26 protein-coding genes are annotated in these 24079 nt (G+C 46.3%); 19 read left to right on the top strand and 7 right to left on the bottom strand.

The features are described from left to right. Positions 1-40: 40 nt before the first annotated feature. Entirely contained in the window at positions 41-1024 is a 984-nt protein-coding gene (locus tag AC0NJP_RS05520; RefSeq protein WP_474699081.1) for a 2-hydroxyacid dehydrogenase, read from the bottom strand. Positions 1025-1035: 11 nt separating this feature from the next. Beyond that, entirely contained in the window at positions 1036-2337 is a 1302-nt protein-coding gene (locus AC0NJP_RS05515) for a nickel pincer cofactor-dependent isomerase, group 22 (RefSeq protein ID WP_474699080.1), read from the bottom strand. 209 nt (positions 2338-2546) lie between these two features. On the opposite strand from AC0NJP_RS05515, the gene AC0NJP_RS05510 reads away from it, so the two are divergent. The 8 genes from AC0NJP_RS05510 to rsmI all read left to right on the top strand — a co-directional run bounded on the left by AC0NJP_RS05510 (position 2547) and on the right by rsmI (position 9897). Beyond that, positions 2547-3674, top strand: a complete 1128-nt coding sequence (locus AC0NJP_RS05510) for a sensor histidine kinase (protein WP_474039230.1) — start codon at positions 2547-2549, stop codon at positions 3672-3674. A 23-nt stretch (positions 3675-3697) separates the two neighbouring features. Further along, on the top strand, positions 3698-5185 hold the full coding sequence (locus tag AC0NJP_RS05505) for an aminotransferase class I/II-fold pyridoxal phosphate-dependent enzyme (RefSeq protein ID WP_474699079.1): 1488 nt from the start codon (positions 3698-3700) through the stop codon (positions 5183-5185). Next, entirely contained in the window at positions 5182-5868 is a 687-nt protein-coding gene (locus AC0NJP_RS05500) for a dTMP kinase (RefSeq protein ID WP_474699078.1), read from the top strand. The genes AC0NJP_RS05505 and AC0NJP_RS05500 overlap by 4 nt, the downstream gene beginning before the upstream one ends. A 137-nt stretch (positions 5869-6005) precedes the next feature. Beyond that, positions 6006-6452 (top strand): YaaR family protein, encoded by a 447-nt coding sequence (locus AC0NJP_RS05495; protein ID WP_474039227.1) that lies wholly within the window; start codon positions 6006-6008, stop codon positions 6450-6452. Positions 6453-6464: 12 nt separating this feature from the next. Then, positions 6465-7475 carry a DNA polymerase III subunit delta' gene (gene holB, locus AC0NJP_RS05490; protein ID WP_474699077.1) on the top strand — a complete coding sequence of 337 codons (1011 nt, stop codon included), beginning with the start codon at positions 6465-6467 and terminating at the stop codon, positions 7473-7475. A gap of 12 nt (positions 7476-7487) precedes the next feature. After that, positions 7488-8309, top strand: a complete 822-nt coding sequence (locus AC0NJP_RS05485; protein WP_474039225.1) for a PSP1 domain-containing protein — start codon at positions 7488-7490, stop codon at positions 8307-8309. Next, positions 8306-9058 (top strand): tRNA1(Val) (adenine(37)-N6)-methyltransferase, encoded by a 753-nt coding sequence (locus AC0NJP_RS05480; RefSeq protein WP_474699076.1) that lies wholly within the window; start codon positions 8306-8308, stop codon positions 9056-9058. Before AC0NJP_RS05485 ends, AC0NJP_RS05480 begins: the two co-directional genes overlap by 4 nt. Then, positions 9055-9897 (top strand): 16S rRNA (cytidine(1402)-2'-O)-methyltransferase, encoded by an 843-nt coding sequence (gene rsmI / locus AC0NJP_RS05475; protein WP_474699075.1) that lies wholly within the window; start codon positions 9055-9057, stop codon positions 9895-9897. The genes AC0NJP_RS05480 and rsmI overlap by 4 nt, the downstream gene beginning before the upstream one ends. A 129-nt stretch (positions 9898-10026) precedes the next feature. Here rsmI and AC0NJP_RS05470 read toward each other — a convergent pair whose 3' ends face one another. Then, positions 10027-10275, bottom strand: a complete 249-nt coding sequence (locus AC0NJP_RS05470; protein ID WP_474039222.1) for an AbrB/MazE/SpoVT family DNA-binding domain-containing protein — start codon at positions 10273-10275, stop codon at positions 10027-10029. Between the two features lie 272 nt (positions 10276-10547). On the opposite strand from AC0NJP_RS05470, the gene metG reads away from it, so the two are divergent. The 5 genes from metG (at position 10548) to rsmA (ending at position 15956) form a co-directional block, all read left to right on the top strand. Beyond that, complete coding sequence (gene metG, locus AC0NJP_RS05465; RefSeq protein ID WP_474699074.1) at positions 10548-12470, top strand: methionine--tRNA ligase; 1923 nt, start codon at positions 10548-10550, stop codon at positions 12468-12470. 1 nt (position 12471) lies between these two features. Continuing rightward, positions 12472-13239: a TatD family hydrolase gene (locus AC0NJP_RS05460; protein WP_474699073.1), complete on the top strand. Its 768-nt coding sequence runs from the start codon at positions 12472-12474 to the stop codon at positions 13237-13239. A 261-nt stretch (positions 13240-13500) separates the two neighbouring features. Beyond that, entirely contained in the window at positions 13501-14490 is a 990-nt protein-coding gene (locus AC0NJP_RS05455) for a 3D domain-containing protein (protein WP_474699072.1), read from the top strand. 66 nt (positions 14491-14556) lie between these two features. Beyond that, entirely contained in the window at positions 14557-15099 is a 543-nt protein-coding gene (gene rnmV / locus AC0NJP_RS05450; RefSeq protein ID WP_474699071.1) for a ribonuclease M5, read from the top strand. Further along, a complete protein-coding gene (gene rsmA / locus AC0NJP_RS05445) occupies positions 15096-15956 on the top strand; it encodes a 16S rRNA (adenine(1518)-N(6)/adenine(1519)-N(6))-dimethyltransferase RsmA (RefSeq protein ID WP_474039217.1) in 861 nt (286 codons plus the stop codon). The genes rnmV and rsmA overlap by 4 nt, the downstream gene beginning before the upstream one ends. A gap of 13 nt (positions 15957-15969) precedes the next feature. On the opposite strand, the gene AC0NJP_RS05440 is transcribed toward rsmA, so the two are convergent. After that, positions 15970-16752: a glycosyltransferase family 2 protein gene (locus AC0NJP_RS05440; RefSeq protein WP_474039216.1), complete on the bottom strand. Its 783-nt coding sequence runs from the start codon at positions 16750-16752 to the stop codon at positions 15970-15972. Positions 16753-16888: 136 nt separating this feature from the next. On the opposite strand from AC0NJP_RS05440, the gene yabG reads away from it, so the two are divergent. Continuing rightward, positions 16889-17761, top strand: coding sequence for a sporulation peptidase YabG (gene yabG, locus AC0NJP_RS05435; protein WP_474039215.1), 873 nt, complete (start codon positions 16889-16891; stop codon positions 17759-17761). Between the two features lie 90 nt (positions 17762-17851). Next, complete coding sequence (locus AC0NJP_RS05430; protein WP_474699070.1) at positions 17852-18598, top strand: CAP domain-containing protein; 747 nt, start codon at positions 17852-17854, stop codon at positions 18596-18598. 62 nt (positions 18599-18660) lie between these two features. On the opposite strand, the gene AC0NJP_RS05425 is transcribed toward AC0NJP_RS05430, so the two are convergent. Both AC0NJP_RS05425 and AC0NJP_RS05420 read right to left on the bottom strand, forming a co-directional pair. Beyond that, positions 18661-18963 carry a hypothetical protein gene (locus tag AC0NJP_RS05425; RefSeq protein WP_474039213.1) on the bottom strand — a complete coding sequence of 101 codons (303 nt, stop codon included), beginning with the start codon at positions 18961-18963 and terminating at the stop codon, positions 18661-18663. 73 nt (positions 18964-19036) lie between these two features. After that, positions 19037-19975 carry a YitT family protein gene (locus tag AC0NJP_RS05420; RefSeq protein ID WP_474699069.1) on the bottom strand — a complete coding sequence of 313 codons (939 nt, stop codon included), beginning with the start codon at positions 19973-19975 and terminating at the stop codon, positions 19037-19039. A 207-nt stretch (positions 19976-20182) separates the two neighbouring features. Between AC0NJP_RS05420 and AC0NJP_RS05415 the strand changes: the two genes are divergently transcribed. From AC0NJP_RS05415 to AC0NJP_RS05405, 3 genes are all read left to right on the top strand, one after another. Beyond that, positions 20183-20869, top strand: coding sequence for a DUF3794 domain-containing protein (locus AC0NJP_RS05415; protein WP_474699068.1), 687 nt, complete (start codon positions 20183-20185; stop codon positions 20867-20869). Between the two features lie 32 nt (positions 20870-20901). Beyond that, positions 20902-21876: an SPOCS domain-containing protein gene (locus AC0NJP_RS05410; protein ID WP_474699067.1), complete on the top strand. Its 975-nt coding sequence runs from the start codon at positions 20902-20904 to the stop codon at positions 21874-21876. 62 nt (positions 21877-21938) lie between these two features. Next, positions 21939-22739 carry a HipA family kinase gene (locus AC0NJP_RS05405; protein WP_474699066.1) on the top strand — a complete coding sequence of 267 codons (801 nt, stop codon included), beginning with the start codon at positions 21939-21941 and terminating at the stop codon, positions 22737-22739. On the opposite strand, the gene AC0NJP_RS05400 is transcribed toward AC0NJP_RS05405, so the two are convergent. After that, positions 22692-23123: a L,D-transpeptidase gene (locus AC0NJP_RS05400; protein WP_474699065.1), complete on the bottom strand. Its 432-nt coding sequence runs from the start codon at positions 23121-23123 to the stop codon at positions 22692-22694. The genes AC0NJP_RS05405 and AC0NJP_RS05400 overlap by 48 nt on opposite strands. Positions 23124-23264: 141 nt before the next feature. On the opposite strand from AC0NJP_RS05400, the gene AC0NJP_RS05395 reads away from it, so the two are divergent. Next, positions 23265-24077, top strand: a complete 813-nt coding sequence (locus AC0NJP_RS05395; protein ID WP_474699064.1) for a cyanophycinase — start codon at positions 23265-23267, stop codon at positions 24075-24077. Positions 24078-24079: the final 2 nt, after the last annotated feature.

Genomic DNA, 24079 nt, shown 5'->3' with positions numbered 1-24079 from the left:
ACTCTAGCCCATCAATCAGGCAAGAGTCTTTTTGCATTTTTTATTTGTAGTTGGCATCGCTGTTAGCGCAAGCGGGAAGGGCTTTACCAGCAAGTCCTGATAAGAGATTTTCTGCTGCTAAGAGCGCCATGGCGTGGCGCGTTTCCTTAGTAGAGCTACCGATATGCGGTGAAACAAGAATGTTATCAAGCCTTAATAGCTTGTGGTCGCTAGGCAGTGGCTCAGGGTCTGTTACATCAAGCGCCGCAAAAGCGATTTTCCCGGTTGTTAGCGCGTCATATAAAGCTTCTGAATCGACAATCTTACCTCTGGCGATATTGATTAAATAAGCGGAGGGTTTCATTTTAGCAAAGGTTTCTCGGTTAAAGAGACCTTCACTTTCTTTGGTAAGCGGTAGAAGTAGCAGAACAAAGTCTGCTGATGCTAAGAGCTGATCAAAGGAAACATAATCAGCCTTAAGCGCCGCTTCGTCAGGATGACGATGGCGATTGTGATAAATCACTTTCATTCCTGAGGCTTGGGCGCGGCGGACAACGGCTGAGCCGATTCGTCCCATACCGACGATGCCTAGCGTTTTGCCATAGAGATCAACCCCGAGAGCAAAGGATTGTTTTTCGCCCCACGCACCGGATTTGACAAAGTTCCAGCCAGCCGGAATACGGCGAGCGGCGCTAAGCAGGAGACCAAAGGCCAGATCGGCTGTTGCTTCGACTAAGACGCCAGGCGTATGACCGACAGGAATCTTATGGGCCGTGCAGGCTTCTAGATCAATATTATCGACACCCACGCTGGGTTGGGATATTACTTTTAGATTTGGCGCTTTAGCTAACAACGCTTCATTAACTGTAATTGCTGATGTGGCAAGGAGCGCATCGGCTGTTGTCAGCGATGCCTCAAAAGCAACGCGGTCTTTTCCTGCCGGATCGAGAAACTGTTGAACCTGGCCGTTTTGGGCTAGGGTATCCTGCAGAATTGGCAGTACGTTTCCCGCAATTACTATGTTTGCCGAATTTGTCTGAGCCATAGGAAGACCTCCTAGAATAAATTTCCCGCTTCGTTAAATTCAAAGAATGCCGGTTCAGAGAGTATTTCCAGACCAGCAGCCTTCGCATCGGCGATAAGCGCTTCTGAAATATAAAATTCGCCTAGGTGCAGTGTATCTTCAATTCTTACAAGGCGTACCTGCGTCAAGTCACGAGCATTGGAGGTTTTGACAGCGGCTTTTAAGACATCTAGATCATTGGCAAGAACCGTAGGCATATGAGTTGGACCGACGACAGTCGAGGTAAGGCCATTGGCATAGGTAGCAAAAAGATTTGTTTTATCAATGAGTCGTTTTGTCGTAAAATCAGCTGTGCCCATGCCGTTGGCATTGCCTTCCGAGCGGTTCGTTAGATCAAGGACCGCCATTTTGGCAATCTCTGGTCCGCCTGTGGCGTAAGGGCTGGGATAGCGGCCGGTAATATTGGGGTCCATGCCGTCGCCGGAGATGTCCTTGCCGATACGGTCGATAATGAGGGCGTCAATTTGTTTGAACGGCAGGCTGGGCATGTTGGCTTTCGCTTCAATAAGCAGAGCCTTGTCTGTTTCGAGTAGCTTTTCTGGCGGAACAACAACGACTTTAGCCACCTCATCATAGGCGTTTTCCACGGTTCCAACAGCAAATAGAACATTTTTTTTCTCTAAAACAATTTTGGCCATGGATACAATATGTTCAGCCATATATTTAAAACTATAAGCATGGCAGGATTCAGCCCCTTTTTGTTTGCCAAGACCAATGGTAATCATTTTAACCATGCCGCTTTCCGAATCGCCGCGGAAGGCCGTGTGCGGTTTCACCCGATTGATGACGACGAGGCCGTCCGCTTCGTTGGCATAGCGATCAAGATACACAGGTAGGCCATTTTCCAGGCGACCGAGTTCAACAACTTCCATGGAAGAACGAATGGGGCAGCCAGCGCTTTCTTCGGTAACGCCGAGGTTATGCAGTACTTCTAGTTGCCCGGCGGCCGTAGCGCCACCGTGACTTCCCATAGAAGGGACAATAAAAGGAAGCGCTCCCTGCTCTTTTAGAAAGGCTACCGTTTCTTTGACTAGAAGCGGAATTTGAGCAACACCGCGACTGCCTACGGCTACGGCGATTTTCATGCCAGGCTGGATTTTAGCGGCAAAGTTTCCAGCGGTAAACTGATTCTTTAGACTTTGGGGAATAGCTGTTTCCTGCGGACGGTCAAAGGTTTGACGTACTTTAACCATCTTCGGTAGTGGAATCGGCGCCAAAAGATCGGCTAACACTTGATAGCTTTTGTCATCAGTCAGTGCATTTACAAAATTCATGAGAAATCCTCCTTTAATTTGCAAGGAAATGAAGTGGGTATTGCGAAATAAAAATCATAATAGTGGGGCATTTGTGAAAATTATTTTCAAGTTTATTATATACCTGAGAAAGAGGCGAATACAAGGGGGGTTGGGGCAGGGATTAAAGTAAGTCGCGGCGAATCACCGAAAGACTGCAGATTTTGAATTTGAGCACAGGGTGAACTGAGATGGCTGAACTTACTATTACTGATTTGGATAAAATTGTAAAAGACACGGTGGATGCGGTAGAAAAAGGGAAAAAACAAATTTATGAGATTTATGAAGCTGCCCGGACCGAAATGGATCATGTTAGACGTGATGCTGAAATTGTCAAAGAAGAAATGATCCAAGTTATTTTTAAAGTTGATGAGCTGGAGCGCAAGGAGCGGCGGGGACGAATTCGTCTTATGGAAGTGAGTCGCAATTTTAGTGTATATAAAGAAGCCGATATAAAAAGTGCCTATGAAGAAGCGAATAGTCTTCAAATTGAACTAGCTGTAGCCAGAGCGCAGGAACAGAATCTGCGGCAAAAACGCGATGATTTAGATATTCGTTTAAAACGGTTAAAAGAAACTGTAGACAAGGCGGAAAGTCTATCGTCCCAAGTTGCTGCTGCACTGGGGTTTCTGGGCAACCAGATGGGCGCCGTGCTAGGCAGTTTGGAAACGATGCAACAGCGTCAGCAATTTGGTGCGAAGATTATTCAGGCTCAGGAAGAGGAACGGCGGCGTGTTGCTCGCGAAATTCATGACGGTCCAGCCCAGGCGATGGCCAATCTGGTATTTCGGGCCGAAGTATGTGAGCGGCTTGCTGATACAGATATCGGACGGTGTAAATATGAGCTAGGTTCGTTGCGGGAACAAGTTCGCTTGTGTTTAAAGGAGACGCGTAAAATTATCTTTGATCTCAGACCCATGACGCTCGATGATCTCGGTCTTGTGCCGACGATCCGTCGTGTTCTTGATGGGGTGAAGGAACGATGCCGTGTTTCCGCCGAGGTTCAGGTAATTGGGGAAGAAAAACGCGTAGACTCCTATGTAGAAGTTGGTCTGTTTCGAATTGTGCAAGAAGCGTTGAATAATATTGAAAAGCATGCGGAAGCGACCCATGTGAGAGTTATTTTAGAATTTCGCCCCAGGGCAGTACAGGTCATTGTCGAAGATGACGGCAAGGGCTGCAATCTAGATCATGTGGGAAAAGAAAGCTTTGGGATTATGGGAATGAAAGAGCGGGTTCATTTGCTTAACGGGGATATCGAATTTCGTTCCAATCCAGAACAAGGTTTAAAGATTATTGTGAAGTTGCCATTATTGTAAGTGGTCTGACAAGAGGTGTGGTTATGAAGAAGTTTGACCGACAGGGAGAAACGCCGCTCCTTTCCACGATGCGGCGCTATATAGAGGAAGATGTTATGCCCTTTCATACGCCAGGCCATAAGCAGGGGCGCGGCATGGACAAAGCCTTTACAAATTTGATGGGCAAAAAGTTGCTGCGTTATGACCTGTCGCTCATGAGCGAATGGGATGATCTGGCTGAACCGAAAAGTTGTTTATTGGCGGCCGAAACGTTAGCAGCGGAGCTTTACGGAGCGGATCAGAGCTTTTTTTTAGTAAATGGAACTACCGAAGCCATTCAAGCAATGATTCTGGCAACTGTTGGACCTGGTGATAAACTGATTTTGCAGCGGAACTCCCATCGTTCCTGCCTGAGTGGTCTTGCCTTAAGTGGTGCTAGGCCGATTTATGTGCAACCTGAAGTTGACGTCGAGCTCGGCTTAGCCATGGCCGTAAGTCCTGAGGCGTTAGAAGCTGTTTTAATGGCCCATCCTGATGCAAAAGGCGTTTTACTAACAAGTCCTACCTATTATGGCGCTGCTGCTGATTTAGCAGCTATCGCCAAGCTGGTTCATCGTTATAATATGGCGCTACTCATTGATGAAGCTCATGGTCCGCATTTACAGTTTCATCAGGATCTGCCTCTTGCTGCACTAGCGGCTGGCGCAGATCTTGTAGCGCAAAGCACTCATAAGATTTTAGGCGCTATGACGCAATGTTCCATGTTGCATCGACAGGGCGAGCGGATTGATTCATCCCGCTTGCATTCCATGCTTAAGGTTTTGCATTCTACTAGCCCTAACTATGTTTTACTGGCTTCCTTGGAGGCGGCACGGTTGCAGATGGCTTGCTCAGGCAGAAAACTTATGACGCAAGCCTTGGCTTTAGCTGATTTTTTTCGTTCACAAGTGAATCAGATACCGGGGCTCTACTCCTTTGGCGCCGAAAAGATCGGTTTGCCGGGGATCTATGAACTGGATCGTACGAAAGTAACAGTGACGGTTTCGGGCCTAGGGATGACTGGCGCAGAAGCGGAAGCTTTTCTGCGGCGTAAAAAGATTCAAGTAGAGCTTTATGATGAGCGCAACGTACTTTTTTTGCTTACCTTTGGTGATCGGAAAGCCACGATTCAAAAACTGATTGATGCCTTGGCGGCAATGGCTTTTGACGCCAGAAAACAACAGCGCAGCGAGATCTTGGCTAAAGCTGTTTGTCCACAGTGGCTGCCACGACTGATTTTATCGCCAAGAGAGGCGCTTTTTGCAGCAACAGAAGTGATTCCCTTTAGCGAGGCAGCTGGACGGATCAGCGCGGAAGTTCTTTCCTTTTATCCGCCGGGAATCCCACTTGTCAGTCCTGGTGAGGAAATTACGGCTGAATTTATTGACTACTGTCGCCGCATGCAGCAGGCCGGGCTCAATGTAGCCGGGCCAGAGGATCATTCGCTGCAGACGATTAAAGTGATTAGAGCAGAGAGGAAGCAAGGGGTATGAAAGGAACTTTAATTATTATTGACGGCACTGATGCTAGTGGAAAGGCTACGCAGGCGAAACTGCTATTTGAGCGATTGCAGGCCGAAGGGGAAACAATAAGGAAAGTGGAGTTTCCCGATTATAATAGTCCGTCATCGGCTTTAATAAAGATGTACTTAAAAGGAGATTTTGGCAAAAAAGCCGATGATGTAAGCCCCTATGCTGCTTCCGCTTTTTATGCCGTGGATCGGTTTGCTTCCTGGAAAATGAATTGGGGCGCTTTTTATGAGGCTGGCGGTCTTATTTTAGCCGATCGCTACGTTACCTCAAATATGATTCATCAAGCAGCTAAAATTGATGACGCCATAGAAAAGGACATCTATCTTGATTGGCTGTGGGATCTAGAGTTTCATAAACTCGCTTTGCCTGTGCCAGACTGCGTGCTCTTCTTAGATATGCCGCCGACTTTTTCCGCGCAGCTTATGGCAGGACGCTCGCTCAAGTCAGGCGAAAGCAAGGATATTCATGAGCAGGATCAGATGTATCTGACCCATTGCTATGAGCATTCGCAGGCTTTAGCGCAAAAGTACGGATGGAAAAAGGTTTCTTGTGTTGAGGGGGATCAGGTAAAATCGATTGATTCGATTCATGCAGAACTTTATGATTTGGTAAAACCTTATTTGAAAAGACAAGGTTTGAAATAATCTTTTGCTATACCAAGCCAGACTGGTATGATAAAATAAATTGATAAATTCTACTTATAAGCTTCTTGTTTCTATCGATACTATATAGTGACAGCCTTTTGAGAAAATCGAGGGATTGAAAGACAGGAGGAAACCCTGTGAAGATTAATAATTTAGGCAAAAGCCAAGTTCCTCTAATAAGTGATCGCGATAATCAAGGAAAAGTGGAAAAATCTCCAGGGCATTTTGCCTCAGAGCTGCTCAATTCACAGGAAACACAGTATCAGGAAAAGCTGAATAAGTTAATGGAGCAGATCCAGGAGCAGGGGACTAACCTGAGTCAGGCTCCGACTTATGGTGAATTGAAAAGCTACCGTGAACTTGTGCGCCAGTTTATCGGCGAAGCCGTAGGGCGCATGTATGCTGTCAGTTCCGATCGCGGTTGGGATCGCCAAGGTCGCCAGAAAATGTTTACAATTATTAAGAAGATTGATAATACACTATCGGACATGGCGGAAGATGTGCGAGTGGGCCAGGAACGGCAGTTAGATATCATGGCCAAGCATGATGCAATTCGCGGCATGCTTGTCGATTTGTATATGTAAGGGACTGAGCTTATGGACTGGAATTCGATTATTGGCCATGAACGGGAAATTGCTGTGCTTAGAAAAGTGTTGCGACAGCAGGCTGTGGCTCATGCACTGTTATTTGACGGACCAGTAGGAATTGGCAAAGCTCGGATTGCTGCTGTTTTAGCTAAAACATTGTTGTGTGAGTCTGACCAAGACGAACCGTGCGGACACTGTCTGTCCTGCCGCGCTTTTGCCGCAGAAAACCATCCCGATTTTATCCAAGTAATTCCTGCCGGATCATCCATAAAAATTGATCAGATACGCCAATTACAGCAGGAAGCCGCGCTTTCGCCGCGTTTTGGCCAGAGACGGGTTTTTCTGATTGATGAGGCAGAAAAAATGACGCAGCAGGCGCAAAATAGCCTGCTGAAAATATTAGAAGAGCCGCCGGGAAGCATTACGTTTATTCTTGTAGCGCAAGATCTATCGTTGCTCTTAGAAACTATTTTTTCCCGGTGTCAACGCTTTCATTTTTCAGTGATTTCGAAGAGTTTACTGGAAGCTGCACTTTGCCAAGAAGGGTGGTCGCAGGCGGAAGCGCAGTTGGCCGCAAGGCTCAGTCAAGGCAGTGTAAGAAGAGCTCGTGAGCTTTTGTCACAAGAAGGACGAGAGCTGCGTCGGGTTGCAGCAGACTGGTTGAAGCAACTCTTTACTTTGCCGCAGAGTAAGCTGCTCGCCCATGGCGAAGCCCTAGCTGAGGCCCTTACACCTTTGACGCGCAGTGACTTTTTTTATTTTTGTAAGCTGTTACTGCGTGACGGCATATTACGCGAGTTATGCGACTCAGGGGCTTATGCAAAACTTGCTGTTAGCACCGAGGACAACGCTTTGCCGCTACTTGACCGCCAGCAGTCTGTTTTCGTTTGGGAGCGAATGGTTTTTTCGTTGCAGGAAGCGGAGACGGCCCTGCAGAAAAATGGAAACCCCCGCATTGTTTTTGAATCTTTAGCGCTTTCGCTTCACCGTCTTTGGCGAAGCGGTAATAGCAGTATTTAGGGAGGAACTTATATGCCCACAGTAGTCGGGATTCGCTTTAAAAAAGCGGGAAAAATATATTATTTTGATCCGGGAGAACTCGCCATTTCGGCGAATGATCACGTAATTGTAGAGACGGCGCGAGGTCTAGAATTTGGCGATGTTGTTATCGCACCGCGCGATGTGGCCGAAAAAGATATTATTCAGCCATTAAAACCTGTTTTGCGCTTGGCCACAGCCGAGGATGAGCAAAAGGTTACGGTAAATCGTCAGAAGGAAAAAAGCGCTTTTACGATTTGCGAGCAGAAAATTGCCGCCCATGAGCTTCCCATGAACTTAGTTGATGTAGAGTATACTTTTGATGTAAATAAAATTATCTTTTATTTTACGGCCGAAGGCCGCATTGATTTTCGTGAACTCGTTAAGGATCTTGCCAGTGTATTCCGTACTCGGATTGAGCTGCGGCAAATTGGCGTGCGTGATGAAGCAAAGATGATGGGGGGGATCGGTTGCTGCGGGAGACCGTTGTGCTGCTCCACATTTTTAGGTGATTTTGAGCCTGTGTCGATTCGTATGGCCAAAGATCAGAACTTATCGCTCAATCCAACCAAAATTTCGGGAATTTGCGGCCGTCTTATGTGCTGCTTAAAATATGAAAGCCATTGCTATTGCGGCCATGCCAAAAAGGTTATGGCGCCGAAGGTGGGCCTTGAAGTTTTGACACTTCAGGGCGAAGGTAAGGTAGTTTCGCTGAATACAACGAAAAAAACGGCCCATATTCAATTAAATGATGGAAAATCGCTGGATATTCCCTGGGACGAAGTCGTAGAAAAGGGTGACCAGCCAATTATATGAAGCTTTTTCCTGGCGAACGCATTGATGAATTATTTTATGGCGGCTATCGCATTTTGCAGCATGAAGAGGAATTTGCCTTTTCGCTCGATGCTGTTCTTGTGGCTCATTTTGCTTTTTTGCGGCCCCAAGCAAAAGCGCTTGATTTAGGTACGGGAACTGGCGTGATTGCCTTACTTTTGGCTGCTAGAGGCGCTGGCGAAATTACGGGCATTGAATGTAATAATCGTATGGCTGATTTGGCTCGGCGTAGCGTGGCCTTGAACGATTTAGATGAAACTATTAAGATCCTTTCCGGCGACTATAGCTGTCCGGGAAATTTTGCCGCCGATCTGCCGCCGGGATCGTTGGACTTAGTCATTGCAAATCCACCTTATCGCCTGTTAGGGACAGGTCAAAAGAACGCTAAGGCTGGCGTGGCGACAGCGCGTCATGAGGTAAACGCCTCTCTAGCCGATGTCCTCAAGGCCGCTGCCTATTGGACGAAGTTTCGCGGGCGCTTTGTCATGGTCCACTTGCCGGAACGGATGACGGAAATTCTCGTACTGATGCATCAGGCAGGGCTTGAACCAAAACGGTTGCGCCTTGTTCATCCACTTGTTCATAAACCGGCTAATATGATGCTAGTCGAAGGGGTGCGCGGCGGGAAGAGCGGCCTCACGGTTTTGCCGCCGTTGATTGTCCATGAGGCAGACGGTACTTATACTAAGGAAGTGCAGTCTTACTACGCTGCGAAGGAGGACAGACTGTGAGCAATGTACTCTACTTATGCCCAACGCCCATTGGCAATTTGAGCGATATGACTTTTCGGGCGGTGGAATGTTTGAAAGAGGCTGATTTGATTGCTGCTGAAGATACACGCCATACCCGTAAGCTTTTGGCCCATTTTGAGATTCATAAAGAGCTTGTTCGTTATGATGAACATAATAAAGAGACGGCAGGCCCTTGGCTGATTGAAAAATTGCAACAAGGTCAGTCCATTGCTCTGGTCAGCGATGCGGGTATGCCTGGTATTAGTGATCCTGGCAGTGATCTTGTCCGACTGGCTATTGCTGCTGGTATCGCTGTAGTACCGTTGCCAGGCGCTAATGCCGCATTATGCGCGTTAATTGCTTCAGGTCTGGATACTCGGGCCTTTACCTTTTTAGGTTTTTTGCCGAAAACGAAAAAAAAGCAGATCGAACTTTTGAATTCGCTCCAAGCGCATCCCTATTCGCTGCTGTTCTATGAATCGCCCCATCATTTGTTGACTACTTTGGCTGTGCTGCGCGAGGTTTTGGGCGATAGAACGGCAGTAGCAGGCCGTGAACTTACCAAAAAGTTTGAGGAGTTTGTGCGCGGTACGCTGAGTGAGTTGATTGAGTATTTTACGCAGCAGCCGCCGCGAGGAGAATTTTCGCTGGTGGTGAGCGGCTGTGAACAAGAAATTGTAACAGAGTTAGTTGTGCCGGATGAGGCTGGACTTGCCGCGGCAGTGGCGTCGCTTGTTGCTGAAGGCCTCGCGCCGAAAGAGGCCATGCGTCAAGTTGCGGCTAAGTATGACATTACGAAACGCGAAGTCTATCAGGCTGTACTAGCTTGCAAGGATTAGCGAATCGCAATAAAAAAGTGAATAAGCGGAACAGACATGAATAAGAGGGAGTCGTAAAGCAGGCTATAACAACCTGGTTTACGACTCCCTCTTTTGTAGTTGATTGCATCGAGCAGTAGCTGTTTTTATTTACGTAGCAGACTGGCTCATGGACTGCAAACAGGTTTTACAGACGTTTTTGCCTTTGAAGTTCGTTACTTCGTCAGCGTTGCCGCAAAATACGCAAGCAGGTTCATACTTGCGAAGAATAATGCGATCACTGTCCACATAGATCTCCAAGGCGTCTTTTTCTTCAATATCGAGAGTACGACGTAGTTCGATAGGAATAACGACTCTGCCTAATTCGTCGACTTTACGTACAATACCGGTAGATTTCATTTTTAATTTCCTCCCACACAACATTATTCGACAAAATATGTCTGACTAAATAATACCAAAAATTACAAGGCTTGTCAACCTAAAAAAGCAAGGGAAAATTCAGTCTTTTTTTCGACAAAACGAACTTTTTATTAGAGCAAGCAGCTCAGTTTTTATGGCATTTCACCAAAAATCAAGAAGTTGTGAACAAAAATTGCATGGAAGGCCTTGGAAGGCTTATAATAAAAAGCAATAGCGAATTTAGCAAGCTGTTTTTACTAAAGGAGGATACAATGAGCAAGAAACCTTTTTATATCACAACGCCAATTTATTATCCGAGCGATAAATTGCATATCGGCCATGCCTACTGCACCAGCGTGGCTGACGCGATTGCTCGCTATAAGCGCCTAACAGACCACGATGTCTTTTTTTTGACAGGTTCTGATGAACACGGCCAGAAAATTGAACGGAAAGCTACAGAAAGTAATGTAACGCCCCAGGCGTATGTTGATAAAATCGTAGCAGGTTTTCAGAATCTATGGCAGAAACTGAATATTTCTAACGATGATTTTATCCGCACTACGCAAGAACGCCATCATAAAGTGGTACAGCATATTTTCCAAAAAATTTACGATCAAGGCGATATTTATAAATCAGCTTACGAAGGCTGGTATTGTACACCTTGCGAAACCTTTTGGCTGGAACGGCAGCTTGTCGACGGCAAATGCCCTGATTGCGGTCGTCCAGTAGAAGTAGTAAAGGAAGAAAGTTATTTTTTCCGCATGAGCAAATATCAGGACAGACTGCTTGAATATATTGAAGCAAATCCTGATTTTATTCAACCAGTATCGCGCCGCAATGAAATGATTAATTTCATTAAAGGGGGACTTGAAGATCTCTGCGTAACGCGAACGACCTTTGATTGGGGTATTCCTGTACCTTTTGATTCAAAGCATGTAGTTTATGTTTGGTTTGACGCACTTGTCAATTATATTACGGCAGCAGGCTATCTTGACAACAAAGAAAAATATGAAAAATATTGGCCAGCTGATTTGCATCTTGTCGGTAAAGAAATTGTTCGTTTCCATTCGATCATTTGGCCAATTATTCTTATGGCGCTTGGCGAACCGCTGCCAAAACAAGTCTATGGACATGGCTGGCTCATTGTCGAAGGCGATAAAATGTCAAAATCGAAGGGAAATGTGATTGATCCTCTAGCATTAATTGACGAGTTTGGTCCTGATGCCATTCGTTATTTTCTGTTGCGCGAAATTACGCTCGGTACCGACGGCAATTTTTCACGACAGGCTTTGATCAATCGAATTAACGCCGATCTTGCCAACGACCTTGGCAATCTGCTTCATCGTACTTTAAGCATGATTGGCCGCTTTCAACAAGGCGTCATTGAATCTGCTGGCGAAAAAGCCGCTATTGATGAGGACTTAGAAGCCTTATGCGCCGCGACCGTAAAAAAATATGAAACATCTATGGATAAATTTGATATTACGGTTACGCTAAAGGATGTTTGGATGCTCATTAGCCGCACCAATAAATATATTGATGAAACAGCGCCTTGGGCTTTAGCGAAGCAAAGCGAGGCGAAAAGTCGTCTGGCCACAGTGCTGTACAATCTAGCAGAAACGCTACGTATTGTAGCTATTCTTATTTCTCCCTTTATGCCAGTTACGTCAGGGAAAATCTGGTCACAGCTTGGCTTGGGTGATAACTTAGCCGACGTGCGTCTGCGCGATGCTGCTTTTGGCGGTTTAGCCAGCGGCGTAACTGTTTCTAAGCCAGAACCGATTTTCCCGCGTATTGAAGAAAAAGAAGCAGAAGAAGTGCCGGCGGTTCCGGTCGCTTCAGAGGCAGCACCGCAAAAAACGGTGGAATCGTTACCGGAAGTGTCAATCGATGAATTTGCCAAAATGGATTTACGTGTTGTTAAAGTCCTGGCAGCGGAGAAAGTTCAGAAAGCCGATAAATTATTGAAGCTGGAAGTGGATCTTGGCGGTGAAGTGCGGACGATCGTCTCAGGGATTGCAAAACATTATGCGCCAGAGGAACTTATTGGTCAGCATGTCGTCATGATTATTAATCTAAAGCCGGCTAAAATCCGCGGTATCGAATCACGGGGCATGGTATTAGCTGCTTCCTGCGACGATCAGCTCAAGGTCGTATCAGTACCAGGCATGCCTGCTGGCAGCAAGGTGAAATAAAGTGGCACTTTATGACTCGCACACCCATTTAGATGACAGCCGTTTCGCTGAGGATCAAAACCTGGTCATTGAACGGGCTCTCGCTGCTGGCGTCACTGGCATGATTAATATCGGCTCCGATATGGCGTCATCACAAAAATCGTTGGAACTTGCCCAAAAATATCCCATGATTTACGCGGCAATCGGGGTTCATCCCCATGAAGCAAAAAGTGTTATGGAAAGTGATTATGACACTCTTTTGGAGTGGGCAAAACAAGACAAGGTCCTTGCGATTGGCGAAATTGGACTTGACTACTACTACGATAATTCGCCGCGAGAAATTCAGCAGCAGGTTTTTCGGCGCCAGTTGCTTTTGGCCAAAGCAGCAAAGCTTCCCATTATCGTTCACACTCGTGACGCCCATGGTGATATGATGGCGGCGTTAAAGGCGGAAGGCCAGGGATTGACTGGGATTATTCACTGTTACAGCGGTAGCCTCGAAATGGCGAAGGAACTGATTAAAAAAGGCTACTACCTAGGCATCGGCGGTGCTCTTACTTTTAAAAACGGTCGTAAACTGAAAGAGATTGTAGCGGCAGTACCCCTTGAAGCGCTGGTTGTAGAAACTGATTGTCCCTACCTTACGCCACATCCCTATCGCGGGCAACGTAATGAGCCATCTTATGTAAATTACGTTGTTGATGAAATTGCCGCGATACGTGCCATAGATCGGTCAGAAGTGATGGCCGTAACTACGAATAATTTGCAAAATTTATTTGGCATTGCTTAAAAATCAATCGAATGAGTAATCTGTTTAGAGGCGCGTTTTCTTTGCGCCTCTTTTTGTCGTTTTGCTTTTTCACATATTTTCCGTACCTTTAGCATATAGTAAAGTATAGCCAAGCTCTTTACTCGGTCTGTAACAGTTGAAATAAGGACATTTTGTGACAGGCTCCAAAGACCTATGTCTAGAGAAATTAGGACAGGCTAACTTGACAAAGTCCTGATTCCTATGCTAAAATTTGAACTCAAATACGAAAGGGGGTATTAAATGAGTGATGCAAAGCCCATTTTTTCTGCAATGGGGCGGAAAAGATTAGCGGTTTTTCTCATGCTGATCATCACATCACTACTGGCAACTGGGTTTGTATGGTCCTATAAAAATGTAACTATTACAGTCGATAATAAACAACTAGCCGTTACTACTTACCATTCGAATGTACAGGATGTATTGCGCCAAGCCAAAGTAGTGGTCGAACCAAGTGATGAGGTTCGACTGTCTACGGAAAAACTGGTTAGCGGCACAAACATTCATGTATACCGCGCCATACCATTACAAGTAATTTATCGCGGCGAAACCACCCAGGTTGTTTCCGGTAAGCCTACTGTTCGGGAAGTGGTCAGTTCCCTAGGGATTCCCTTGGAACAGGTTCAAATTTCCCCTCAGCCCGATTCTTTGCCAACAGCTGGCATGACGATTACTGTCACGGTGTTGTCAGAGAAAGTGGTTACCGAACAGGTAGCTGCTCCAATTCCTGTCGTGCGTCAAGGCGATGCTACCTTGGAAAAAGGCATCGAGAAAGTTGAAAGTGACGGAAGTCAAGGAATAAAAGAAATGACTGTCAGACAACATTTTACTGATGGTGTTATGACAAAAAGCGAAGTTGTATCAGAGAAAATCCTTGTACCTCCCCAACCTCAGGTAATTCGGGTCGGTATGCGTGATACTGTACCGACTTCGCGCGGCGATTTAAGATTTCGTCGCATCGCTTATATGGAAGCGACAGCCTACACGCCTTATGATGGCGGTGGTTCTGGCATTACAGCCAGTGGCATTGCTGCCAGACGTGGCATCGTAGCTGTCGATCCCTCGGTAATTCCCTTAGGTACTCGACTTTACATACCAGGCTACGGTCTGGCTTTAGCCGCTGATACAGGCGGTGCAATTGTGGGTGACCGCATTGATTTATGCATGGAAGATTACGGTAGCGCGGAAGGCTTTGGCCGGCGTACTGTAAAAGTCTATGTATTAGGCGAATAGTCTTGCAGAAAAAGCGGTACGCAGGGGCAACCCTGCGCTTTTTCTGTGAATAAAGGAGAATAAGGCATGCTGAAAGAAGTCATTGTCGTGGAAGGAAAACAAGATATTGTGGCTGTAAAAAAGGCTGTTGATGCTGACTGTATTGCTACAGGCGGCTACTCGCTCTTAAAACATACGATTGAACAAATCAGACAAGCTTATGAGAAACGAGGAATTATTATTTTAACAGATCCTGATAGCCCCGGTGAACGGATTCGCCGTTATCTCATGAAGCGCTTTCCTTTAGCTCAGCATGCTTATATTCCCCGACGAGAAGCAATCGCTCATAATGATATTGGCGTCGAACAGGCTTCCGCTGCGTCCATTCAGGCAGCCTTGCAGAAGGTTCGCTATACTTTGTTTGAGCCGAAAGCGGAGTTTGCTTTAGAAGATTTAAATCGTGATGGTCTGACAGGGTGCGCCGCCGCTTCGGAGCGCCGCCGCCAGTTAGGTGAAATTTTAGGAATTGGCTTTGCCAATGGAAAAACTTTTTTGCAGCGCTTGAATCATTACGGCGTGACTCGCGAGGACTATGAGGCGGCACTGCGACAAATGGAGGATGAACAATGAAATCTCCCTGTATTGCCCAGCGCGACGTAACGCTGCATATTTTAAAGACGTTTCATTTGTCTATGAGTAAAAAGCTAGGACAAAATTTCCTAATTGATCCATCTGTTGTTCAGTCGATTGTAGCTGCCGCTGAAATAGAGGCAACCGACCATGTTTTAGAAGTCGGTCCTGGCATTGGAACTTTAACACAAGGCCTTGCCGAAACAGAGGCGCAAGTGGTTGCTGTCGAACTCGACAAAAAACTGTTGCCTGTGTTGGCAAAGACGCTCGATGCCTATGACAATGTAAAAATTGTTCCCGGCGATATTTTGAAAATTGACATTCCCCGGGAAATGGCGACAGCACCTTACAAAGTTGTGGCAAATCTGCCTTACTATATAACGACACCAATTATTATGAAGCTGTTAGAAGAACGACTGCCAATCTCGCTCGTAGTGACGATGATTCAGCGCGAGGTGGCTCTACGGATGGTGGCAAAGCCTGGCGGCAAAGACTATGGCGCTTTGTCTGTGGCTGTTCAGTACTATACAGAGCCAGAGATTGTTTTTGATGTTTCGCCGAAATCCTTTATTCCGGCGCCTGCTGTTACTTCTTCGGTGATTCGCTGTCGCGTTCGAACGGCGCCGCCAGTCGCTGTTGCCGACGAAAAACTGTTCTTCCGTGTTGTAAAGGCCGCTTTTGCCCAACGCCGGAAAACACTAGGAAATAGTTTAAAGAGTGGCAGTTTTTCCGCTGACGAAGTGAAAGAAATGCTGCATCGCGCTGCTATTGACGGCAGTCGGCGCGGCGAAACTTTATCACTTCAGGAATTTGGCGATCTCGCGAACGCCTATACGGCTATGCAAAACTTGGGTTAGCTTCGAGGGCAGCTTAGTCTAAAAATTTCTTTAATACATCAAAGCGCCTGCCTGGGTGATAACCCAGGTAGGTTTTATTTTGCCATAAACGGTTTCTTTCTTTGCCGTGGAAGGCGGCAATAGCTTCCAGGCAGTCGCCGACAATGGTGTCAATAATCAACTGACTATGAATGCAATTTTTGACACAAGAGCCAAGGCGATAGTGGGGAATTGTTGCGGCAATATCAATTTTCAGTTTTGCCAGACGTCCTAAGGCCAGACTGACAGGCGGAATAGCCAGTTCCGCCAAGGGGACTGTTTCTAAGAAACGGCGAGATAGAGCATGAGGACCGTGGGCTGGTGTTGCCAGCCCCAGCTTTTTTTCGAAGCCGAGTTCTTTGGCTAAATTATAGCGCCACTGGAAGGTTGGATTGTAGCGTTCAATATGGCGGGGCGGCGATGGATAGCAGTTGGTCAGGGCCATATCTAAGTGTTTTATAGTAATTCCTTCGATAAGTTCTAATAGGTTTTCATTAAAGGTTCCTACCATATCGCCATCGACAAAGAGGACCGTATCGCTGCCTAGCGAACAGGCCAGCTTGGCGCCGACTGCGCGAGGAACGTCAATGCCCAGTTCTTCATGGAAATAGAGGAGCTGGACTTTTTTTGCCGGGAGTTCCAGTACGTCTCGGAGCGTTTTATCTGTGGCGCCGTTGATGACTACAATGATATGATCGACAGGAAGCAGTGATACATTCTGGATGACCGTAGCAATGCGGCCTGCTTCGTTTTTAGCAGGAATGACAACTGTGATCAAGGACATCACCTCAAAGGCTTTTACCCTGGCAGGATTATTACAGTATATTGAAAGATCGTACTGTTGGTCACAGTGTCGGCCGGGAGATTTGTAGCTAAGCAAAATCCTGTCGCATACTATAATGCAGGGGAGGAGGATGCCTGTGGCGATTGCAGTGGGCGATTTAGTGATTCGTAAATCCCATGGCGGCGATATTGTATTTAAGGTTATGGATATCTGTGAGCAGGACCAATATGAACCTAGCTGTGTGCTAAAAGGACTTCATATGCGGTTATTAGCCGATGCGCCGCTTGATGATGTAGAGAGAGTCGACGCCGAGCATTTACGGGTGGAAATTAAAAGACTGGAAGAAAAGCGCAGTGATTGTCTAAGTCGCGTCATGGAGCGAAGATCCGCTGATCGGATGCCAAATCTCTGGCGCGGTGATCGGAAAAAATATAGTTATTTTGATATTCCCGGTAGGGTTTTGCATATTGATGGTGACGAGGAATATTTAAAAATGTGCTTGAAAACATATCGTCAATTAAACCTAGAAGCTGATGGCGAATGGATTAGTGAGGCCAATCAACCCGAACAGATTGTCGCCGTAGTGAAGAAATATCGGCCTGATATTTTGGTCATTACGGGTCATGACGCTTTAAGCGGCAATGGGAAAAAGGATTGCCGCAATATAGAGAATTATCGTAACTCCAAGCACTTTGTGCAGTCGGTTCTCAATGTGCGCAGTCTATGTCCGTCTCGTGATGAACTGGTGATATTTGCCGGGGCCTGTCAGTCTTACTTTGAAGCGATTATTGCTGCTGGCGCTAATTTTGCCAGTTCCCCGACGCGCATTTTTATTCACGCCTATGACCCCGTGTTTATTGCTGAAAAAGTCGCTTTTACTTCCATTAATCAGGCCATTAATTTAAGTGATACGATTACTTCCTCTGTGACTGGCGTTGAGGGCGTCGGCGGTATTGAAACAAGGGGAAAATTTCGCTTGGGGCTGCCGAAGACGCCTTACTAATATTACCAACGTTATGTTAACAGGGTTTTTCCCTTCTAGCGCGAATTACTAGCTTTGTGAGATCTTTATCTCGCTAGAAGGGTAGATGATATGAAAAAATTTCTGACAGAATCGGTAACGAAAAAGGCAGGCGCGTTGGTTCTCGCAGTTTCATTGACAGTTACTTCACTGCCGCTCGGCTGGGGCGGTATTGCTTTTGCCGCTGATACAGCAGCGGCAGTCGGCAAAGAAGCGACTGACAAGCCATCAGGCAATAAGTTTGGTGGGGCGGGCGCTCTAGCGCTACTCGGTCTTTTGGCTCTGACTGCCGGGCATAGTGATCATCAGCCAAGCGCTGGCAAAGGTTCCACTCAAGCGACGAGTGCCGCGGAAGATACGGCGGCAACGACAAGTACAACAACAACGACAAAACCAAGCAGCAACACCAAGACGAGCACAGCCTCAACTGGTTCGGTACAGGCGGCGGAAGCACAGGCAGTATCACTAATGAACGCTGACCGCAAAGCGAACGGATTGGCGCCGCTAGCTGTTGACTCTCGTTTAACTGTTTTGGGTGAAAATTATGCCAAAGACATGATTGCTAGAAATTTCTTTGCTCACGTGAATCCCGAAGGACAGTCGCCCTTTGACCGAATGAAAGCAGCCGGGATTACCTATAAGGCCGCTGGGGAAAATTTAGCGATCAATCAAACGATTGCTGCAGCAGAAACGGCGTTTATGAACAGTTCCGGACATCGAGCAAATATTTTAAATCCAAACTATACGAATATTGGTATTGGCGTAGCCTATGATGGTAAAGGCGATGTTTATGTAGTACAGGAATTTATTGGTAAGTAATAATCAAAAAGGCTGTCTCAGCAAAAACGATTTGTTTTTGCGAGACGGCCTTTTTATTTTACTTAGTCCATATCATATTCGTTATAGGATAGATCCGCTGTGTGCATATGAAAGAATTTTTTCTGGCAGCGCGGACACGTCCCGCGGTGCTGATAAAAATCATATTCATGGCCGCAGGCATGGCAGACTTTATACAGGCGGTAATAGCACATACGGTAGAGTTTAAAGGTACAGTCAAAGGTTTTTACACATTTTTTCTTCGGAGCGCAGGAAATGAATTTAGGCTCCTTTTTCATGTGACAGCAGTCTTTCATGTCGTCCCATTCTTCCATTTTGGACTGGTAATACATTTTTTCCTCATTCATGCAAAGGCCTCCTTGTTACTCAGTGGGGAGTCTTTTACATAATATGAGGCAGGCGTCGCGTTGGTGCCGCTTGCTAGTGAGTAAAGCCTTTCCCCGAAACTTCGGCAGCATCTTGGACGATCATAAAGGATGATGGATCAATATCTTCAACAAGTAGCTTAATTTTAGCAATTTGAGTAAAAGATACAACAATATACAGAACCTTTTTTTCTTGGCGCGTAAAAGCGCCTTCCCCTTTTAAGATCGTTACGCCGCGGCCAAGCAGGCTTAGGACGGCTGTAGCGATTTCTTCGTGTTTATCAGAGATAATCATAATGGTTTTACGGCGGTTAAAGCCTTCAACAACCTTGTCAGTTAATACCGACGTTGTATACATCGCGAATAAGGTATACATAGCTGATTTAGGGCCAAAGAGAATCCCCGCAATGACCATGATTACACAGTTAATGGCGAAACTGACGGACCCCATGCTGTAGCCGTAGTAGCGTTTCATGATGGCGGCGATAATATCGAGGCCGCCGCTGCTGCCATTGACGCGAAAGATGAGGCCGGCGCTAATGCCGCTTAAGATGCCGCCGTATACGGAGGCTAATAAAATATCATCAATAAAATTATAATCAGCCAAGAACTTTGTAGTATCAAGTGCTGCGGAAAAAATCAGCAGACCGTAGAGGGCGCCGATGACATACTCTTTGTCGAGCATACGGTAGGCTAAGTAAAAGATTGGTATGTTTAACAGCGTGGTCATCAGGCCAATCGGTGTTTGCAAGAGAAAATAGATGATCATGGCAATACCGCTGATTCCGCCGCTCAAAAGGTGATGAGGTACGAAGAAAGTGTTAATGCTGATACCGCCGATCATGCTGCCGACAGCGACCCAGATATATTGTCTGATAATATGCGGCAGATTGAGAGATATGTATTCATACATAGAGGGGGAAAGTTTTTTGGCCATTTTGCGCAAGAGAATGCGGCCGATACGAAGCAAGAATCCTGTGGAATGGCGTGACATGAATGATCCTCTCCTTAAAAGTAGTATCAAAACGAAAATTTTGGCGGCTATTAGAATTATTAAGGCACCGAGGGCGATTTTCCTGCATATAAATGAACAAAGCCTGAAGAAACCGCCGAAATCCCTGCTAAGCCTTGCGGCAAGGATTCACATCATGAGGCGATTGCTCATATAGGTAAGGTAAGAGTATTCAAAGGAGGGATCTGCGTGGACGAAAAAGACCTTCGTGCTTATGGCGACCCTTGTACGCTTGGCGTACAGACCGGTCCGCAAACGATTGTTGTCAGGCAGGTAATTGGAGAACAGGAAAAACAAAAGGTTCTTGATATTCATGTGACCGTTCCAGCGGCAAAACCAGCCATTGAACAGATCATTGATGTTCTCGTAAAAGATGTCGAGGTCAATAGCGTTGATGTTATTACTGATAAGGTCATCGTACGCGGCGAATTTGAAATTAAGACGATTTATGTGGCCGATCTGCCGAACCTGCCGGTGCATGCCATTGAAATTAAGCATTTTAAATGGACGCAGGATATTGATTTACCGGGAGCGCGCCGCGGCATGGATGCCGATGCCAGTGTAATCATTGAATTTGTCGATTATGATGTGGATGATGATTACTATAACCGCGCTTATAACTTCAAAAAATACGATGACGATTGCGATGATCCTGATGATGACGATACGGACAACTGCGATCACGACTGCGACGATCACCACCACAATCATCATCACCATGACTGCGACGACGATTGTGACGGACACCATCATCACCATCATTGCCATTTGCGCGAATTTGACGTATCCGTTGTACTTAAAATCGTGGCAAAAGTAATGGCTGACAGGGAAGTGCAGCTCAATTATGGTGTTGTTCCGACAAATCCCAAAGGCTGAGCGGGAAAAGTGAGCGTAAAGGGGGGATAGTGATGAAAGAGGAGCTTAACCGACAGGCGTCAGGATCGACGGGCGCAACAACGACAACGGTGACGTCGGTGAGCGGTACCGGAACAGTCGATTCCGCCGATGTTCTTTGCGGCTGCCCGCAGCCAGGACCGGAAACCATTGATGTCGAGCAGGTACTTGGCGCTGGTACGAACCAGCGGGTCGTCGAATTTGATATTGTTTTACCAAGTGATAGACCTAATATCAAACAAGTCATTGATGTTTACGTGAAAGATGTCTGCATCACTGATATCGATTTGATTTTTGATAAGGTAATTATTCGCGGTAATCTAGAAGTCAAAGTTATGTATGTAGCTGACTTGCCTGATGAGCCTGTCTTTGCTTATGAGAAGAAACACATCCGGTTTACCCGAGATATTGCCCTACCGGGTGCAGCGCCAGGCATGAATGCTACAGCCGATGTAGTAGTAGAATTTATTGATTATGATTTTGACTGTTGGTGTGATCCCCGGAAAGTCCATATTACCATTGTACTTAAATTCTGGACCAGAGTCACGACAACAACAGCGCTTGATGTATATGCTTTATCGCCCATTGATGAAATTGGGACACTAGAAACGACTACGGCATCAGGTTCTCTAAATGATTCAGCCTCGGCGTTGGGGCAGTTCGGCAACACTGTTTCAGCCTCACAGACTGGTGGCGGCGACTATGGCGGCTATATACCGGAAAATATGATGATCTCTGGTATGGAGCCTGTGGCCGGTACGACGCAGGGGACCGTAGCAGGTACAGCTACAGTAAAAGGAACGAATGTGAATGTGCGTACAGGACCAGGGACCACTTTCCCTGTTGTTACAAAGGTAAATACTGGCGACGTGGTTACATTAAAAGACAGTGCTTTCGGCTGGAATCGTGTCGTTCTGCCTGATGGCACGACAACAGGCTGGATTGCCAGTTGGCTGCTGAATGCAATGCCCACGGCGCCAAAGGGATAATAAAACAGCACCGGTAGGTGCTGTTTTTACTTATCAATGCATAAAAAAAGCAGGTGATGGTGATGTTACAGGGGATCAAGCTTTTGCGGCCAATGAATCGAGGCGTGACGCGTCCTTTATTGGTTTTGGCTGATGATGGCAATTCTTATGTGGTTAAATTGCAATCCAATCCTCTGGGCTGCAAAGTACTTGTGAATGAGTTTTTAGCGAAAGAACTTGGCCAAAAACTTCAGCTCTGTTTTCCTCCTGGTGATTTGATTGCTTTTGACCCTGCTATAGCAGCGGGTTTAAGTCGGCAACTACGGCAGCCAGTAGCGCTAACAGAACACTTTGCATCTCAGTTTTTACCTAAAGCCTATTACGTAACGGCGAGAAGTGCTTCTGGCGCCGTGAATCGCCGCGAAATGGCCGGAATTTTATTTTTCGATCATTTGTTTCACAATTTTGACCGAACGCGCAATCGGCGTAATTTGCTGCTTTGCCGGGAAAAGACGGGTGCAAGAATCTATGCAATTGATCATTCTCATTTATTCTATCGCGGGCGCTGGCAAGTAGAGTCACTATTGCGTCAAGCCGAAAAAATTGTGCTCAATTCGTTTGGCTTGTATGGCTTTTTATTGCGGGAAATCTTGTATTCCACTGATTTTTTACCGTATGAAGAACGGTTTTGTTCACTGACAGATCGTGATTTTTGCGAGATGATCCAAAAAATTCCCGCTACATGGGCGATTAGTTCGCTTGAACGACAGGCGCTCGCTTTATTTCTCATTAAGCGACGCGCCTTAGCAAAGGATATTGTGGCTGCTTTATGCCGACTAATCCCGGATCGCCACAGGCGTACCGACAAAGGTCAGGCCAAATAGTTCCTCTACATGGGAATTATGCATGCGAATGCAGCCATTAGACACTTGTTGGCCGATCAACCAGGGTTTATTAGTGCCATGGATGCCATACGTGTCATAGTTCAGGCCGAGCCAGCGCGTGCCGAGGATTCCGCCGGGATTTACAACTTTTACAGCAATGGCGAAATTTCCTACTGGCGTTGGCGTACCTGGTTTGCCAATGGCGATAGGATATTGGCGGAAGACCCGATTTCCCTGCAACAGGGAAAGCTGGCGGCGCGATTTTTCGATGAGAATATGATTTGCTTTCGCTTGACTATAGGCTCGGGTGTCCAAGGGGATTTCTGTAGTTGGGTTCTCCTTCCACCGGGATTGTGGGGGAGTAAACGAGATGCGAATTAGCATGCGACTTCCTCCTTCTTATGCGAACAGTTTGTTTTTTTTACTTATATGACAACAATGGTTTTTTTGTGTTTTGTTCTTTTTGCATAAATAGAGCCGCTCTTTGGCAAAAATATGGCTATACTAGGCAAATGGAGGTCCGTCATGGGGGAAAAAGTAGCAGGTAACCTGATGATTATTGGCGGCAATGAAGACAAAGAAGACTCCTGTGTGATCTTAAAGGAATTTTTGCGTATGGCCAAAGGCCGGGAGTCACGTATTGTGATTGTTACTACCGCCAGTGAATATCCTCGGGAGTTGGGCGAAGAGTATCGTACTTTGTTTTTGTCGTTAGGGGCTAAGGAATCGTCCATTTTATACATTAATAATCGTGAGACAGCCAATGGCAGTCCTTTGGCGGAAATGATTTTAGAGGCTACTGGCATTTTTTTTACCGGCGGGGATCAGCTGCGGCTTACCAGTATCCTTGGCGGGTCAGAAGTCGAAAGCGCCATTCGCCGGGCCTATCGACGCGGTGTCGTGATTGCTGGAACAAGTGCGGGCGCTTCGGTTATGAGCGATACGATGATTGTAGAGGGCGAAGCCAATGAGTCGGCGCAGAAAGAGGCTATGACGATGGCACACGGCATGGGACTTTTGGCAGAAGTCGTTATTGATCAGCATTTTGCTCAACGCGGCCGGATGAATCGTCTGTTGTCAGCTGTGGCGCAAAATCCCTTTGTTTTGGGAGTCGGTATTGATGAGGATACGGCGCTGGTGGTAGCTGATAATGCGAAATGTCGGGTGATTGGCTCAAAGACAGTAACGATTGTTGATGGCAAGCAGATTCTTCACACTAATATTTCCGAATCAAATCCCCTTGATCCCTTAGCAATTACCAACCTGCGTGTTCATATTTTGCCTTCTGGCTTTGGTTTTGATCTGAAAAATCGTGTTCCTTATCTTGTTAATTCCTAAAA

The sequence above is a fragment of the Pelorhabdus sp. sgz311002 genome (assembly GCF_056134285.1).
Note: the sequence above shows the minus strand (reverse complement) of the source record. Positions and strands in the feature narration are given on the sequence as shown.

Excerpts from the sequence above, each read along its gene's own strand:
- AC0NJP_RS05520 (WP_474699081.1), bottom strand. The coding sequence starts at position 1,024 with ATGGCTCAGACAAATTCGGCAAACATAGTAATTGCGGGAAACGTACTG.
- AC0NJP_RS05515 (WP_474699080.1), bottom strand. The coding sequence starts at position 2,337 with ATGAATTTTGTAAATGCACTGACTGATGACAAAAGCTATCAAGTGTTA.
- AC0NJP_RS05510 (WP_474039230.1), top strand. The coding sequence starts at position 2,547 with ATGGCTGAACTTACTATTACTGATTTGGATAAAATTGTAAAAGACACG.
- AC0NJP_RS05505 (WP_474699079.1), top strand. The coding sequence starts at position 3,698 with ATGAAGAAGTTTGACCGACAGGGAGAAACGCCGCTCCTTTCCACGATG.
- AC0NJP_RS05500 (WP_474699078.1), top strand. The coding sequence starts at position 5,182 with ATGAAAGGAACTTTAATTATTATTGACGGCACTGATGCTAGTGGAAAG.
- holB (WP_474699077.1), top strand. The coding sequence starts at position 6,465 with ATGGACTGGAATTCGATTATTGGCCATGAACGGGAAATTGCTGTGCTT.
- AC0NJP_RS05485 (WP_474039225.1), top strand. The coding sequence starts at position 7,488 with ATGCCCACAGTAGTCGGGATTCGCTTTAAAAAAGCGGGAAAAATATAT.
- AC0NJP_RS05480 (WP_474699076.1), top strand. The coding sequence starts at position 8,306 with ATGAAGCTTTTTCCTGGCGAACGCATTGATGAATTATTTTATGGCGGC.
- AC0NJP_RS05470 (WP_474039222.1), bottom strand. The coding sequence starts at position 10,275 with ATGAAATCTACCGGTATTGTACGTAAAGTCGACGAATTAGGCAGAGTC.
- metG (WP_474699074.1), top strand. The coding sequence starts at position 10,548 with ATGAGCAAGAAACCTTTTTATATCACAACGCCAATTTATTATCCGAGC.
- AC0NJP_RS05455 (WP_474699072.1), top strand. The coding sequence starts at position 13,501 with ATGAGTGATGCAAAGCCCATTTTTTCTGCAATGGGGCGGAAAAGATTA.
- rnmV (WP_474699071.1), top strand. The coding sequence starts at position 14,557 with ATGCTGAAAGAAGTCATTGTCGTGGAAGGAAAACAAGATATTGTGGCT.
- rsmA (WP_474039217.1), top strand. The coding sequence starts at position 15,096 with ATGAAATCTCCCTGTATTGCCCAGCGCGACGTAACGCTGCATATTTTA.
- yabG (WP_474039215.1), top strand. The coding sequence starts at position 16,889 with ATGCCTGTGGCGATTGCAGTGGGCGATTTAGTGATTCGTAAATCCCAT.
- AC0NJP_RS05430 (WP_474699070.1), top strand. The coding sequence starts at position 17,852 with ATGAAAAAATTTCTGACAGAATCGGTAACGAAAAAGGCAGGCGCGTTG.
- AC0NJP_RS05425 (WP_474039213.1), bottom strand. The coding sequence starts at position 18,963 with ATGAATGAGGAAAAAATGTATTACCAGTCCAAAATGGAAGAATGGGAC.
- AC0NJP_RS05420 (WP_474699069.1), bottom strand. The coding sequence starts at position 19,975 with ATGTCACGCCATTCCACAGGATTCTTGCTTCGTATCGGCCGCATTCTC.
- AC0NJP_RS05410 (WP_474699067.1), top strand. The coding sequence starts at position 20,902 with ATGAAAGAGGAGCTTAACCGACAGGCGTCAGGATCGACGGGCGCAACA.
- AC0NJP_RS05405 (WP_474699066.1), top strand. The coding sequence starts at position 21,939 with ATGTTACAGGGGATCAAGCTTTTGCGGCCAATGAATCGAGGCGTGACG.
- AC0NJP_RS05400 (WP_474699065.1), bottom strand. The coding sequence starts at position 23,123 with ATGCTAATTCGCATCTCGTTTACTCCCCCACAATCCCGGTGGAAGGAG.
- AC0NJP_RS05395 (WP_474699064.1), top strand. The coding sequence starts at position 23,265 with ATGGGGGAAAAAGTAGCAGGTAACCTGATGATTATTGGCGGCAATGAA.